The organism is Halopseudomonas sp. (assembly GCF_041579695.1).
Lineage (GTDB): Bacteria > Pseudomonadota > Gammaproteobacteria > Pseudomonadales > Pseudomonadaceae > Halopseudomonas.
In genome coordinates, this window is sequence record NZ_JBFGFI010000079.1 from 1 (window position 1) to 13,269 (window position 13,269).

Genomic DNA, 13,269 nt, shown 5'->3' on the forward strand with positions numbered 1-13,269 from the left:
GGCGATACGTTCAGGGTAGGCAGTATCGAAGCCCGCGCCATCCACACCCCTGGCCATACTCCAGCCTGCATGACCTACCTGATCGGCGATGCCGGTTTTGTCGGTGACACGCTGTTCATGCCCGACTACGGGACCGCCCGCTGTGACTTTCCGGGCGGTAATGCCAGTGCGCTGTATCAATCGATTCGCAAGCTGTTCACTCTGCCGGATGAAACCCGACTTTTCATGTGTCATGACTACAAGGCGCCCGGCCGCGATGATTTTCGGTTTCAGACCTCCGTAGCCGAAGAACGCGTCCATAATGTGCATGTCCACGAAGACATCAGCGAATCGCAATTCGTCGCCATGCGCAGCGAACGGGATGCCACCCTGGGCATGCCTGCCCTGATATTGCCATCGGTGCAGGTAAACATGCGCGCCGGTCAGTTGCCGCCGCCCGAAGCAAACGGTATCCGCTATCTGAAGATCCCGCTCGATGTTTTTTAAACCCCGGAGAATCCTATGAAAAACGCTCACGACCTGGTTAGCGAAGCCAAAACCCGAATCCATGAAACGTCATTGCAGGACGCCGACGCGGCTATCCGCGAGGCGGACGCGCTGATCGATGTGCGCGAGAGTGATGAGTATGAGGCAGGCCATATTCCAGGAGCAGTCAACATTCCCCGTGGTGTGTTGGAATTCAAGTTGAGCAGCTCGCCGGAGCTGTCAGCGCGCGACCTCAAGCTGGTGCTGTACTGCAAGACCAGCGGCCGATCCGCACTGGCCGCCAGCTCTCTACAGGAAATGGGCTACATGAATGTGCAGTCCATCAGTGGTGGTTTTGACGCCTGGAGCGAAGCCGGCAAGCCGGTAGCATCGCCGAGCCTCCCGTCCTTCGATTGATTCCAGCGAGGCCGCCTAGAGCGGCACTCGCTCCCAGACCCAGACCGAGCCGACGGCTGCGATCATGACTACCCCTGCGGGCAGCACCACACGTTGATACAGCCACTGGCGGCGCAGGACAAAAATGACCGGCACCACGCAGGCGACCACAGCGAGCTGCGCCAGCTCGACCCCAACGTTGAAGCTGGCCAGCGCGATCAGGCGCGACGAAGTATCTGTCATGAAGTCTGCCAATACGCTGGCAAAGCCAAAACCATGGATCAGCCCAAAGCCAAAGCCGACCAGATACCTGCGCGTGCCCAGGAATGGCCAGATGATGTTCACGGCTGCAGCAACGATCGACAGCGCGATGAACGTCTCTACCCAGGCTATGGGCAGACGGATGACCCCCAGCGTGGCAATGATCAGCGTGACGGAGTGCGCCAGCGTGAACGCCGTGACTATCAGCGCCACCTCCTTGACCGCTACGGCAAGCCTGTCTTCCACCACCCAGCGCCCCTGCTCGCGACGCACAGCGGCCGGCAACAGCAGCGCCAGCAGAAACAGCATGTGGTCATAGCCGATCCACAGGTGAACCATGCCTTCCCAGACAAACTCGGCAACGGTGTGCCAGACCCCGTCGTTGCGGGCGAGGGCCAGCTCCTGCTGATTCGGACCGAGTACGGTCAGACGATCATTGCCGTCGATGCGGGTCATGACCAGGGCCCGATGCAGTGGGTCCTCGTCAAAGAACAGGTTGTAGCGCAGGGTCGCGGGAACGATCGCCGGATCAAAGCAATCCGGGCGAAACTCCACCACCAGATAATTGCCATCGCTGTGCTGTGTAAGCCCAGCCATGCGCCAGTTCATCTGGCACAGAAGATCACCTGATGCGGCCCGCAGGCGCGGCGTCAGGTAGCGGCGGATACCATCCTGGCGAGCGATAATCTCGCTCCAGAGCAGTTGACCATCACCGTCGGCATCAAGCGAGACGGTGCGCGCCAGATCGGTCAGGGCAATATCCAGCCGACCCGGTGCATCGACATCAGCCGGCTGCCAATACAGAAAGCTGTCGCTCGCCTTGTGTGCCTGGGCGCTGGCTGACAACAACACACCCAACAGCAACAGGATCAGTGATCGCTTCATAGGGTGCTCTTGTTGTCATAGCCGGTTTCATCGATGCCGCTGGGCTGGCCGGCAAGCATTGCGGCCCGGCGCAGCACTAACCGGTCTACCGGCGCTCGTTGGGTTTCCCAGTTGGCTTGCGCCGCAGCCAGTGCGGCCTGAGCATCGTTTTTCACGTCGAGCAGAAAGCGGGCATATTCCCATTCATGCAGAAATTCGCCGCGCCAGCGTGCTTCGGCAAAGCGTTCCTCCAGATCACCCACCAGCCGAAGCTGTTGCGGATGCTGCAAACGGGTCATTGCAACGGCGCGCAGCACCGCAAGGGTGTCGACCGCCTCGAAACCACGGGTGAGCACCATGACTTCCTGATCACGGCCCTGAGACAACAGCCAGTCGGCATAGCGTGCCCGCCTGTAGAGATCAGCCGGGTCGCGCAGCAGACTACGCTGCCAGAGCTCGCCGGCCTCGCGCAACTGCAGTCGCGTAGCCATTTCCGCCTGGGTCACCAGGGCGTAGTCGCGCTCGATGGCATTGGAACTGCCGGCATCCCCCAGTGCCTGGGTCAGCTGCTCATAGGCTTGCTCCGGCTGCTCGCCAAAACTGGCCAGCTCCTGCCTGCAGCTATCGGCAACCAGACCGGCGCGCCCCTCCTGCAGCCGCTCGCATGCCCGCCGCGCGCTGTCCAGATCGCCCCGCACCAGGGCAATGCTGTAGCGCGTCAGCCAGGCTTGCCGGTTCTCGGGCTCAAGATCGAGAACACGATCCAGATCCTCTTCGGCCAGATCAAAACGATGCAGCCGCTGATGAATGGTCGCACGCATCAGATACACCTCCGCCGTCCATTGCGACGCCGGCAAGCGATCCATCAGACCCGCCGCCAGCCCCAGCGGGCGAGGACTACCGCTGGCACGGGACTGCTCGACAAGTGCCCGCAGAGCCTGCACCAGCCTGTCCGGGGACAGGACAGGGGCCGGCAGCGCAGTGCTGGCGGCAGTGGCCATGGCGGTATCGTCCCGGCTCAACACCACGGCATCGCCAGCGGGCACAACGACTGTGGTGCCAATCGAGGCGACGACCGCCCCGGGCAGGATGCAGAGTATGCCCAGGATCACCCAAGCGCCGGGGCTTGCGCCCCGGCCTCCCTTACGGCTGGTTGAGAAGACCATCAAACGCTCCTTCGTTATCCTGATCGTCGAACGTCACGTCCAGACCATTGATAGCCACCGGCTCGGCGGTATCACTGGTACCAGCGAAAATGTCCTGTACCAGGCTCGTGAAGGTGACCGGCGTACCGCCTGCATCGCCACCACCCGCACCGCCGCCGGCATTCCCACCACCACCGCCACCGCCACCGCCACCGCCGCTAAGGCAGCCGGTGAGCAGCAGACCGGTCAAACTTGTCATGCATAGGGTCTTGATCATGCTCATGTCAGTCACTCCTCAGTTAGGCGAACCCGGCAGCGGTGTGCTCAGGTACGGAAAGGAGGACTGCAGACCGGATGGATCCACTTGCACGCCATCGGTGAACGGAGCCTGGTTATTCGGCGCAACGGTCTGATCGGCGATCAGGGCACCCATAGCTACCCGCAGGGACACGTCGACAACGTCATCGATCGGTCGACGGCCGTTGGGAAAGCCCGCATTGTCAGCACCGAGCACACCCAGATCATTCTGGAAGCCGTCACGGGTCACGTCGATCTCCGGATTCAGCCGCAGCATTTCCGACCCCACGACATTGACCGGCATGTTGACGCCAGGCACACCGGTGAGAAACGCGGTCACCAGATCGGTACGCGGGAACATGTTCGGGGCGACTGCGGTACCGGCAAACAGGATTTCCAGCAACTCTGGCAGGGTCGGATGTGTCACATAGGTGGCGAACTGACCGTCGTCTTTCGGTTCGCTACTGTTGAAGGCATCCTTGTCCTTAAGGCCGATTACCACTTCGTTAACCAGCGGCATACCGAGTCGGGACACCTGGGTATAGGCTCCGCCCTGGATACTTGCACCTTTGCCATTGCTCATGGGTTGCGGATTCAAGACACGCGCCTGACGCAGACTGGCTGTAGTCCATGCACCGATAACTTTTTGTCCGTTGCTATTCTCAGCTGTACCGGTCAGGCATGCAGTGGGCACTTCAAGCGCCAGCGACGTCACATTCTTGTCTGCCAGGTCATTGGCTTCAGCGTTGCGCCCACCCAACGGGTTGGTGTTCACCAGGTCGAAAATTTCGCCCAGGTTGACCGCAAAGGCTTCCTTGCGCTGGCCCACGAACACCCGCGCAGTCCCGTTGCAGCCTGGAATGATGGCGTCATAGACGTGGTCGTTCGCGTAACCCTGATAATCGGCTATGGATTTATTACCTATGTTATCCAGCGGCTTAATGAAGGTATTGCTCTGGTCGAACGCATTCATTACAGGCTCTGCCGTACCGGTGCGGCGGTCGCCGCGAATGACTGCCAGCTCGTAAGTCTGCCGCATCTGCACCGCGCCCGTGTCATCGGCAGAAGGCCCGATAGCGCCGATATTCTTTAGTGGTACCGACACTTTCTCGGTGGCACCGGCATCACCCACGTCAAGCGTCAGATCCTGCTTCACATCAGTCATCTTGAAGCGAAAGGTCAGGTCTTCCTGGGCATTGCCCGAGTTATCGATATGAATCTCATATATCGCGTTGCCGTCCAGGTCGAAATAATTCGGTCCGCCGTAGGCATCCTGCAGGGGAAGGTAATTGGCGATCAGCGTGACGGTATTCTCGCGGCCCAGCTCGTAGCTACGAAACATATAGAAATCGGTGCCGTCGACCTTGGGTATTTCAGTGATGAACGGCGCCTCGCGGTGGCTGGAGGCCAGGCTGATGGCCGAGCCCAGGCCCGCACCAACGACCATGGACGCCAGCACCGATCTGGCTAGCAAGGAACGTGTCATTAACGTTTTCATATGGATCCCTTTTCGATTGTTTTTTGGTTACCTCAGTTCGTTTACGAGACGAGTCGATAAAAGGATGCAAAGTGATGGCAAAAAAAAACCGGAACGCAGCTTCCACTGGTTCCGGCGGGATGTATCGGAGTGACACCGTCAGATGTCGGCGAGGACACCCTGGGCGACCACCGGGCCTGTTGGCAAACCGGTGGGGGACCCGCCCGGCGGTTCGAGCGAAACCGCAAATACGCTATTGGCGCTGGCCAGGGCCTGGAGGTCATCGGGTATCGGCAAACGCCGTGCACTATCAGACGGCAGTAGACCGAGCGATTGGGGCGGGTTGTCGCCCGCAATCAACCAGAGCTGCGCCTGACGACCGTCTAGCTCGACACCTGCGGCCGGGATGACGACCAGATTGCGTCGATCCGCGTCGACTGTCGCGGTGTAGAACGTCTCGCCGCTTTCCAGCCGCAGTGACGCGCTCAACATGCTGGCAGGCACCGGTACCGGACCGTCGGCAGGCAGAGTAACAAGCAGCATGACAGCCATGAGCATGGCTGCAGCCAGGCCAGCCAGTGCGCTCCAACGCCACAGCAACAGGCTGTTCCAGAGACCTGGCCGAACATCACCCTCGGAGCGACGCGGGGCTCGCATGTCCTGCCCCAGGCTCTGACGAATGCGCGCCCACACGTACTCCGGGGGTGCCTGAGCCGGGATGTCCTTCAGCATGGGCGCCAGGTGCTCGTGCCATTCCTCCAGGCGCTCTCTTAGCGACGGCTGCTCCGCCAGCCGTATGTCCAGCCTCTGCCGGTCGACCTGCTCGATCACACCCAGGGCGTATTCGGCCAACAGCAGATCATCGTCTTCGTTCGGGAGTTCGGTCGTATTCATTTTTCCAGGCACGCCTTGAGGCTCATCAGGCCGCGTCGTATCCAGCTTTTCATGGTGCCCAGCGGTACGCCGGTGCGCTCAGCCAGATCATGATAAGTGCAACCGTCAAAGAAGGCCGTTCGGATAACCGTACGGTGCTGGTTCTGCAGTGTGGAAAGACAGTTGTCGAGGCGCTGCTGGTCGCTGGCGAATTCAACGGGGTCAGTTTTCTCCACATCCGGCAAATGATCAAGGTCGACGAAGTCGGTATGCCGATCAACTCCACTCAAACGCAACCGGTCAATGCATTTCATGCGCGCGACGGCACTCAACCAAGTGATGGGTTTGCCACGCTCGCTGTCATACTGGGAAGCCTTGCGCCAAACCGTCAGATAGACTTCCTGCAGCACATCTTCTGCGTCGCTGCGCTGCACCAGCATACGTTTACAGATACCGAATATCTTGGAGCTGGTGAGTCTGTATAGACGCTCGAAGGCCTCCTGATCCTGCTTTGCGGTAGCCAGGAGTAGGATACTTAGACCATCTGAATCTTGCGCTTCGTCCATTTACCAACCATCCCGACCTGATAGCGACCTGTCCGCTTACTGTTTCGAAATCTAACAGGTATCGCGCGTCTCGACCACCGCAGGAGGACGGGGGTTGTTTCGTGATCTTTCGCGGGCCAGTGGAGGCACACAGATTCCGCGAGGCGAATTGGAGTGCTGGCCTGTTACACTAGGATTCATTTTCAAAGAGATCGCACCATGGCCTTGATCGGGCGCTACAACAGCTTGCAGATAGTCAGTCACGTCGGTTTCGGGCTATACCTCGATGGCGGCGCCGAAGGCGAAATCCTGCTGCCCAACCGGTATATTCCGAAAGACCAGCCAACCGAAGAAGAGGATTGGCTGAATGTGTTCGTGTACCTGGATAGCGAAGACCGGCTTATCGCCACGACCGAAACACCCAAGGCTCAGGTCGGCGAATTTGCCAGTTTGAAGGTCAAGGAAATCAACAAAATCGGCCTGTTTCTGGACTGGGGCCTGCCCAAGGACGTATTGCTGCCCCACTCGGAAGAAAAGCGTCCGCTGAAGGAAGGTGACTACGTTGTAGTCTACCTCTACCTCGACAAGCACACTCGACGGATCACCGCGACCGCTCACCTGGACCGCCATCTGGACAAGACACCGGCCCGCTACTCTACCGGTCAGGCAGTCGATCTGTTGGTTGTCGGCACTACCGATCTGGGCTTCAAGGCAATTATTAACGGCGAGCACTGGGGCCTGATCCACAAGAATGAGGCATTCAAGTTTCTGCGTGGTGGCATGCGCGAACAAGGCTACATTCGCGAGGTACGCCCCGATGGCAAGATCAGCCTCAGTTTGCAGCCGGTCGGTGCGCAAGCGGCCGATGCGCTGCAACAGCAGATACTCGACAAGCTGGAAGCCAATGGTGGCTCCCTGCCGGTCAGTGACAAGAGCCCACCGGAAGTCATCAGCCGTCAGTTCGGCGTGAGCAAGGGCAACTTCAAGAAAGCCATTGGCGGCCTGTTCAAGCAGGGCCTGATCGTGATTCACGCGGACCGTATCGAGCGCGCCTGATGCAGAGAATGGCAGACCGGCAGCTGCCATTACCCACACTGTTACTGGCGGCGCTCGCAATGCTCGCGTTCGCTGGCAATTCGGTACTCTGTCGGCTGGCGTTGACCGAGACCCGTACCGATGCCGCGAGCTTTACCGTGATCCGCATTGTAAGCGGCGCGCTACTGCTCTGGCTGCTGGTGTACTTACGCAAACGCGACAGACAGAAGTCCGGCAACTGGGCCGGTGCGCTGGCCTTGACTCTCTACGCTGCGGCGTTTTCCTTTGCTTATGTGCGCCTGGACACTGGCATAGGCGCCTTGTTGCTGTTCGGCGCGGTTCAATTGAGCATGTTGTTATACGGGCTGATTCGTGGCGAACGGCTGGGACCGGCAGCGACGTCGGGCCTGGTACTTGCGATAGCAGGCGTAATCGTGTTGCTGTTACCCGGTGGCAGTGCGCCACCGATGGGCAGCGCATTGGTCATGTTGTTGTCCGGTGTGGCCTGGGGTGTCTATTCGTTACTCGGCAAAACGGCTGCTGATCCACTCGGAGCAACGGCTGATAATTTTGTGCGTGCGATACCGCTGGCATTGCTGAGCGCGCTGCCTTTTCTGGATGATCTTCGCTGGGACGCGACAGGCGCTTTGTATGCCGTGCTTTCTGGAACGATCGCTTCAGGACTGGGCTATGCAATCTGGTATAGCGCACTGCGCAATCTGGGTTCGATACAGGCAGCGTCGATACAACTCTCGGTGCCCATCCTGGCCGCCGTGGCGGGCATAATGTTGCTTGATGAGCCCCTGACTCCACGAATACTACTGGCCACTGTCGCCGTCATCGGCGGCCTGATCATCGTTTTGAGAACACGTGCTTTGAAACCATCCCCGGACGGCGGCAAAGTACCGCCGGCCGGACGCTAACCTGTCTGTCGATAGTTGTCCGTTTCAGACGAAAAACTGCCCGGGAAATCCACGTGGCAGACGATTTTGGCCAGGCATGCCGGCGAGTTTGTTGCGCCAATTATTGCGCCACTCGCCAGTCAACGGAGCATCAGCCGGAGAAGTACCCTCCATCGACTCCCGCTCCGTGGCGAAGGCCTCGGTATGGCGGCAGTTGCGGCAAGTCACCCTGCCGGAATCAGTCGTGGCCTGAAGTTTTTTCCCCTCGCGGCCACAGGCCAGATGGCCACTAATCTTGAAGTGCGTAACCATAATCAATATCCCTTTTATTAAAGTAAATGCGCGTGCTCTCGACGTTCACGGCGCCCGTAAGCAAGTCGCTTAGGTGACAATTCTGCGCGGAACAAAAGCATTAGACATTGGTAACCCAAACCGGTTCACGACGGCTCTCATTTATCTCCCTGCCGGGCGCGCTCGGCAATAAAACCGAGGTTGGCGAAGTCGATATTGGCGCCGGAGTTGATTGCCACAAATACCCGATCGCGACAGTCTTCGCGCGCCACATAGGATCGCACTCCGGCAGCCGCCAGTGCGCCGGCAGGCTCGGCAATAGCGCGGGTGTCCTCGTAGATATCGCGCACTGCAGTGCAGATCTCATCGGTGGTGACGGTGATCACTTCATCGACCAGTTGCTGGCACAGATCGAAGTTGAGCCTGCCTACCTGAGCCACCGCCACGCCATCAGCAAAGGTATTCACGTGCGGCAACACCACGCGTTCATTTGCTGCCAATGCCGCCTGCAGACAGCTGGAGCCGACCGGTTCCACGCCGATGATTCGCACGTCCGGGCGCAGGTATTTCACGTAGGCGGCGATACCGGAAATCAGTCCGCCGCCGCCCACCGGCACGAATATCGCGTCCAGCCGACCCTGATGCTGACGGAGCAGTTCCAGACCGATAGTGCCCTGCCCGGCTATCACATCCGCATCATCATAGGGTGGTACGAAGGTATGCCCGCGGGTCTCGGCCAGCGCGATCGCATAGGCCAGAGCTTCGGCAAAAGTATCACCGTAGAGCACCGCCTCCGCTCCACGTGAACGCACGCCCTGCAATTTGATTTCGGGCGTACACAGGGGCATTACGATAATTGCGACGATCCCCAGCTGCTGCGCAGCCAGCGCCAGACCCTGAGCATGGTTGCCCGCCGAAGCTGTGATGACCCCACACTGGCGCGCCGAATGATCCAGGGCAGCGACCCGGGCATAGGCACCCCGGATCTTGAACGAGTGGACCGGCTGCAGGTCCTCGCGCTTGAGCAGCACCTGGTTACCCAGCGCCGCACTGAGCCGGAACGCAGGCTGCAGCGGCGTCTCGATCGCGATGTCATATACCGGCGCGCGCAGGATGCGCTCCACGTAGCTCCGTTGCAGCGCCCGGAAAGATGCATCCGGACTGCCGCCGGCATCAGTGTCAGGTACGACGGGTAACGATAGCGCGGGGAACATACAGACTCCTGTCATGTTGCAGACCCCGGAGACAGAAACAAAAAACCCGCCTCGGGGGCGGGTTTTTCAGAGCGACGTGAGTCAGCCCGCCAAGGGTGGAATGGCGGTCATAATCATCTTGCTGGCGGTCGCGCTCAATCTGTTCATGACTCGAATCTAGGCGTCCGCCCGGCCGGCGTCAAGCAAACTTTTGCGGAACCTGCCGTTTGCGCGGAACTCCACTGTAGTCCCCTTACGACTCAAGGAGCCGCACGATGAAACTGTTTCGCGCCTGCGCCGTTATCGGCTGCCTGCCCGCTATCGCATTTGCATCACCCGAGATCGTGCTGGACAAGGAACTCAACGGGCTAGACATCCGCACCTGGATAGTCGAGCCGGAAGAGGCCGCCAGCGCGCTGACCCCGGAAAACCTCAAACGTGTGCGATTGACCAACAACCACGACAGCACCGTAAGATGCTCGCTGGAGCCTGAGCCAGCGGAAAATTCCTGGACCTTTTTCCTCAACACCACCATTCTTCCCGGCGAGGAAGTCGAGCTGCGCGTCGGCGGCGATTACTCTACCGAGATCATTCGGGCGAAACTGATCTGCGAGGATACCGAATTGCTATAACCCTGGTGGACATCAGAAACCGCCATCCAGGAGCGCTGCAAATCCTGTTCAGAGGAAAAAGCCGGCCCGTCGCACGCAGACATCGACGTCGAACTCTTCGCCGATGGCGACCACGGCGATGCTCCTGATCTGCGACGGGTCCAGGGCCGCGTCGGTGCGATGGGCGCGCAGATGCGTATAGGGAATGGTAAAGCGGGTCCATTGCGGAGCCACCTGCAATTTGCAACGGAACGATTGCCAGGGCTTGTCCAATTGGCTGGTCTTGACCCGAAGATCATATTCATGGGCGACGCCGTAGAGCTCAATGAAGAGGCCGCGGAAATTGGCCAGCGAGTGCGCCGGCCCTATATCCAGCTTCATCTGCACGAAGCCGCCGTTGTTCTCCAGGCTTGTGCGGCCGGTCAGACAGGTTGAAGCGGAGCCACCGCAATCACGTTGCTGCAGACGTGCACTGGAAATGCCGCCCATCACCTGATCACTGATGGCAACCCAGGGCGAGGGCACATCGCGCTGTGTCCGGTAGACATCGATCAGGCTATCCTCGTCTACCGCCGGCCCTCGCACGTTCAATTGTTCATTCATAGGCTTGCAGCACTTCCAGGCTGATGATTTCATTAGCTTTTTCATGGCAGGCATCAAGCAGAACAGGCGGCGCTACGCCGGCCAGCTGTGCTTCCTTCCAGCGGCTGGCGCACAGGCACCACCGGTCGACAGGCTTGAGGCCGGGGAAGTCCCACTCGGGTCGAGGCGTGATCAGATCGTTTCCCCGCTCCAGGCTATATTGCAGGAAAGCCTCGGTCACCACGGCGCAGACCACATGCTGGCCCAGGTCCGCGTCACCGGTATGGCAAAAACCATCCCGGTAGAAACCGGCCCGAACACGGGTGCAGCACGGCTCCAGTGCAGTCCCCAGTACATTCTTCGCACGGTTGTCCATATTCTGCTCTCCTCATAGGTGGTCGCTTTTCAGTAACCTGTCATCTCAAGATAGCCGACACCGGTATGGCTGCCCGTGAATGTTACCGGTCCTTCCCAGTAGGGAATCCCAGTGCCCATCCAGGCTTGCTTATTCAGCGCGCTTGCCTCGATATCCAGGTTCTTGCCGGGAATCTGCAGTCGCCATCGGGTTGGCAGAGTCCGCCCTGCAACGGCTGTCTGTTGCAGGGGCGTCATGCGTATTGCGCGCTGATCCAGCGGTTCGGCAGCGCCTTGCGGGGTTATCCAGGTGCCGGAGTGAAAATGACTGCCGTCATCACTGCGCAGGCGAAAGAGCATCAGCTTGCTGCCATCTTGCAGATGCAGCGAGAACCAGTCCCAGCCCTGCTGGTCGGCCGCCAGGGGCTGACTGCTCCACTCCCGGTCGAGCCAGGCAACGCCAGTAACCCGGCGTTGTTCACCCTGCCACTCAATCTCTCCAGCTACCTGAAAAAATGGCTGACTGTAGTACCAGGATGCCTGACCGAGATTCGACTTGCGGCTGAAGCCATTTTCACCGTGCAGCACAAGCGGGCGGTCGGACTGCAGCTTGAGGTCATAGCTGAAATCGTCCGCTGCGGCTTTGACCCGCAGCGGACTGAGGTGAATGTCTGCTTCACCGGTCAGCGACCAGTCATCAATCCAGGCCTGAAAAGGCTCGGCGCGCACTCCCGCCTGCCCGATGCCGCCGCGGGCCAGGCTGTCGGCATGCTGATGACCGCCGGCATGGCTGAGTGCGGCGTGGCCGAGCCATACCTGCGCGCTCTGCCAGCCGTTCTGCGCCTGTTCCGGGTCCTGCGGCGCCATCGCCTGGCGAAAGAGGGTCCATTGCGCGCCCCACTGCTTGCCCTGCTCGTCAGTCAGATTGGCGGTGACGTACCACCATTCGATCCGATAATCGGGGTGCGCGGCAAAATCGGCCGGAAAGCTCAGCGATTCGCCAGGCTGAACCGCGCTGAAACCTTCCGCTTCGCTGCCCAGCCCGGCAAAACCCGCAGGCGCGGGCGGATCAGCACCATCGCAGGCTGCCAGCAAAAGCAGGGCCATCGCAAGTATCCGTCTAGGCATCTTGAGCGAAGCTCCTTAGCAAACGAGAAGGGCCGGTGCGCATGATCCGCCAGGCCGGGCCAATGCTGGCCAGCATGACTGCCGCCAGCGCGAGCAGCACCAGGGCCAGCCATTGTTGCGGGAACCAGTGCCATGGCAGGCGCCAACCAAACGCCTGCACGTTGACCACTTCGACCAGGCACCATGCGAGCGCCAGCCCCAGCGGAATCGCGAGCGCGCAGGTGAGCGCGGCCAGCACCAGCATCTGTGCCAGACTCAGCGCTGCCAGCTGACCGGGACTCAGACCCATTGCCCAGAGCGGCGCCAATTGATTCAGCCGGCTGTCTGCAAGGCCCAGCAAACTGGTAAACAGCGCCACGGCGGCCACTCCGAGAGTCAGGGTATTGAGCGCTGCAGTAGCAGCGAAGGTCTGTTCGAAGATCTGTTGCGAATAGGCCTTCAGCGCTGCCTGATCGATCACCCGACTGTCGTCCAGATCGAATTCTGCCCTGAGCGCCGATGCCACCTGGGACGCCGCCCCGGGCTTGGTCAGGATTCCGATACTGATCAGCGGCTGCTCGGGCCAACGCTGCTGCAAGCCGGTTGCGGAGACCAGCAGCTGCCCCTTCGGATTGCCGTAATCGGCGTAGCGCCCCAGCACCTTCAACGACCAGGGTCCGCCTGGGGTGTCCAGTGTCAGCAGGTCGCCAACGGACAGGTCCAGGCGATAGGCCAGCTGTTCGCTGACCATGGCGCCCCGCCCGGCAGCGAGTTCAGGCCAGGACTCGCTGGTGGTTTCCAGCATAGGCCAGGTCTCGGCATACAGCGGATGGTCGATGATGCCGCTCAACTGGGTCGGCCAGCCGCCGAC

16 protein-coding genes and 1 pseudogene are annotated in these 13,269 nt (G+C 60.2%); 5 read left to right on the forward strand and 12 right to left on the reverse strand.

The window, feature by feature from the left end:
• A partial coding sequence (locus ABYA88_RS13010) for an MBL fold metallo-hydrolase (RefSeq protein WP_373187789.1) occupies positions 1-486 on the forward strand: 486 nt, incomplete at its 5' end.
• A 15-nt stretch (positions 487-501) separates the two neighbouring features.
• Entirely contained in the window at positions 502-882 is a 381-nt protein-coding gene (locus ABYA88_RS13015) for a rhodanese-like domain-containing protein (RefSeq protein ID WP_373187790.1), read from the forward strand.
• A gap of 15 nt (positions 883-897) precedes the next feature.
• Here ABYA88_RS13015 and ABYA88_RS13020 read toward each other — a convergent pair whose 3' ends face one another.
• From ABYA88_RS13020 to ABYA88_RS13045, 6 genes are all read right to left on the reverse strand, one after another.
• Positions 898-2,007 carry a HupE/UreJ family protein gene (locus ABYA88_RS13020; protein WP_373187792.1) on the reverse strand — a complete coding sequence of 370 codons (1,110 nt, stop codon included), beginning with the start codon at positions 2,005-2,007 and terminating at the stop codon, positions 898-900.
• Positions 2,004-3,152 (reverse strand): tetratricopeptide repeat protein, encoded by a 1,149-nt coding sequence (locus ABYA88_RS13025; RefSeq protein WP_373187793.1) that lies wholly within the window; start codon positions 3,150-3,152, stop codon positions 2,004-2,006. Before ABYA88_RS13025 ends, ABYA88_RS13020 begins: the two co-directional genes overlap by 4 nt.
• Positions 3,130-3,414: a hypothetical protein gene (locus ABYA88_RS13030; RefSeq protein WP_373187794.1), complete on the reverse strand. Its 285-nt coding sequence runs from the start codon at positions 3,412-3,414 to the stop codon at positions 3,130-3,132. Before ABYA88_RS13030 ends, ABYA88_RS13025 begins: the two co-directional genes overlap by 23 nt.
• A gap of 12 nt (positions 3,415-3,426) precedes the next feature.
• Complete coding sequence (locus ABYA88_RS13035) at positions 3,427-4,926, reverse strand: DUF4331 domain-containing protein (protein ID WP_373187795.1); 1,500 nt, start codon at positions 4,924-4,926, stop codon at positions 3,427-3,429.
• Between the two features lie 138 nt (positions 4,927-5,064).
• Positions 5,065-5,799 (reverse strand): anti-sigma factor domain-containing protein, encoded by a 735-nt coding sequence (locus ABYA88_RS13040; RefSeq protein ID WP_373187796.1) that lies wholly within the window; start codon positions 5,797-5,799, stop codon positions 5,065-5,067.
• The gene (locus ABYA88_RS13045; protein ID WP_373187797.1) at positions 5,796-6,344 is read right to left on the reverse strand and encodes a sigma-70 family RNA polymerase sigma factor; all 549 of its coding nucleotides are present in this window, start codon (positions 6,342-6,344) and stop codon (positions 5,796-5,798) included. The genes ABYA88_RS13040 and ABYA88_RS13045 overlap by 4 nt, the downstream gene beginning before the upstream one ends.
• Before the next feature lie 198 nt (positions 6,345-6,542).
• Between ABYA88_RS13045 and ABYA88_RS13050 the strand changes: the two genes are divergently transcribed.
• Together ABYA88_RS13050 and ABYA88_RS13055 are read left to right on the forward strand one after the other, a co-directional pair.
• Positions 6,543-7,379, forward strand: a complete 837-nt coding sequence (locus ABYA88_RS13050) for a S1 RNA-binding domain-containing protein (protein WP_373187798.1) — start codon at positions 6,543-6,545, stop codon at positions 7,377-7,379.
• A gap of 23 nt (positions 7,380-7,402) precedes the next feature.
• Positions 7,403-8,281, forward strand: a complete 879-nt coding sequence (locus ABYA88_RS13055) for a DMT family transporter (RefSeq protein WP_373187805.1) — start codon at positions 7,403-7,405, stop codon at positions 8,279-8,281.
• A gap of 24 nt (positions 8,282-8,305) precedes the next feature.
• On the opposite strand, the gene ABYA88_RS13060 is transcribed toward ABYA88_RS13055, so the two are convergent.
• The gene (locus ABYA88_RS13060) at positions 8,306-8,572 is read right to left on the reverse strand and encodes a hypothetical protein (RefSeq protein ID WP_373187799.1); all 267 of its coding nucleotides are present in this window, start codon (positions 8,570-8,572) and stop codon (positions 8,306-8,308) included.
• Positions 8,573-8,712: 140 nt separating this feature from the next.
• Positions 8,713-9,765: pseudogene (ilvA, locus tag ABYA88_RS13065) on the reverse strand (threonine ammonia-lyase, biosynthetic); the annotation flags it as partial.
• 254 nt (positions 9,766-10,019) lie between these two features.
• Here ilvA and ABYA88_RS13070 point away from each other — a divergent pair.
• A complete protein-coding gene (locus ABYA88_RS13070; protein ID WP_373187800.1) occupies positions 10,020-10,376 on the forward strand; it encodes a hypothetical protein in 357 nt (118 codons plus the stop codon).
• A 48-nt stretch (positions 10,377-10,424) separates the two neighbouring features.
• Here the strand turns inward: ABYA88_RS13070 and ABYA88_RS13075 are convergent, their stop codons facing one another.
• The 4 genes from ABYA88_RS13075 to ABYA88_RS13090 form a co-directional block, all read right to left on the reverse strand.
• The gene (locus ABYA88_RS13075; RefSeq protein ID WP_373187801.1) at positions 10,425-10,958 is read right to left on the reverse strand and encodes a CIA30 family protein; all 534 of its coding nucleotides are present in this window, start codon (positions 10,956-10,958) and stop codon (positions 10,425-10,427) included.
• A complete protein-coding gene (locus tag ABYA88_RS13080) occupies positions 10,951-11,313 on the reverse strand; it encodes a DUF2237 family protein (protein WP_373187802.1) in 363 nt (120 codons plus the stop codon). Before ABYA88_RS13080 ends, ABYA88_RS13075 begins: the two co-directional genes overlap by 8 nt.
• Before the next feature lie 29 nt (positions 11,314-11,342).
• Complete coding sequence (locus ABYA88_RS13085) at positions 11,343-12,398, reverse strand: lipocalin-like domain-containing protein (RefSeq protein WP_373187803.1); 1,056 nt, start codon at positions 12,396-12,398, stop codon at positions 11,343-11,345.
• 13 nt (positions 12,399-12,411) lie between these two features.
• Positions 12,412-13,269 (reverse strand): ABC transporter permease (locus ABYA88_RS13090; protein ID WP_373187804.1); only part of this gene is annotated, 858 nt, incomplete at its 5' end.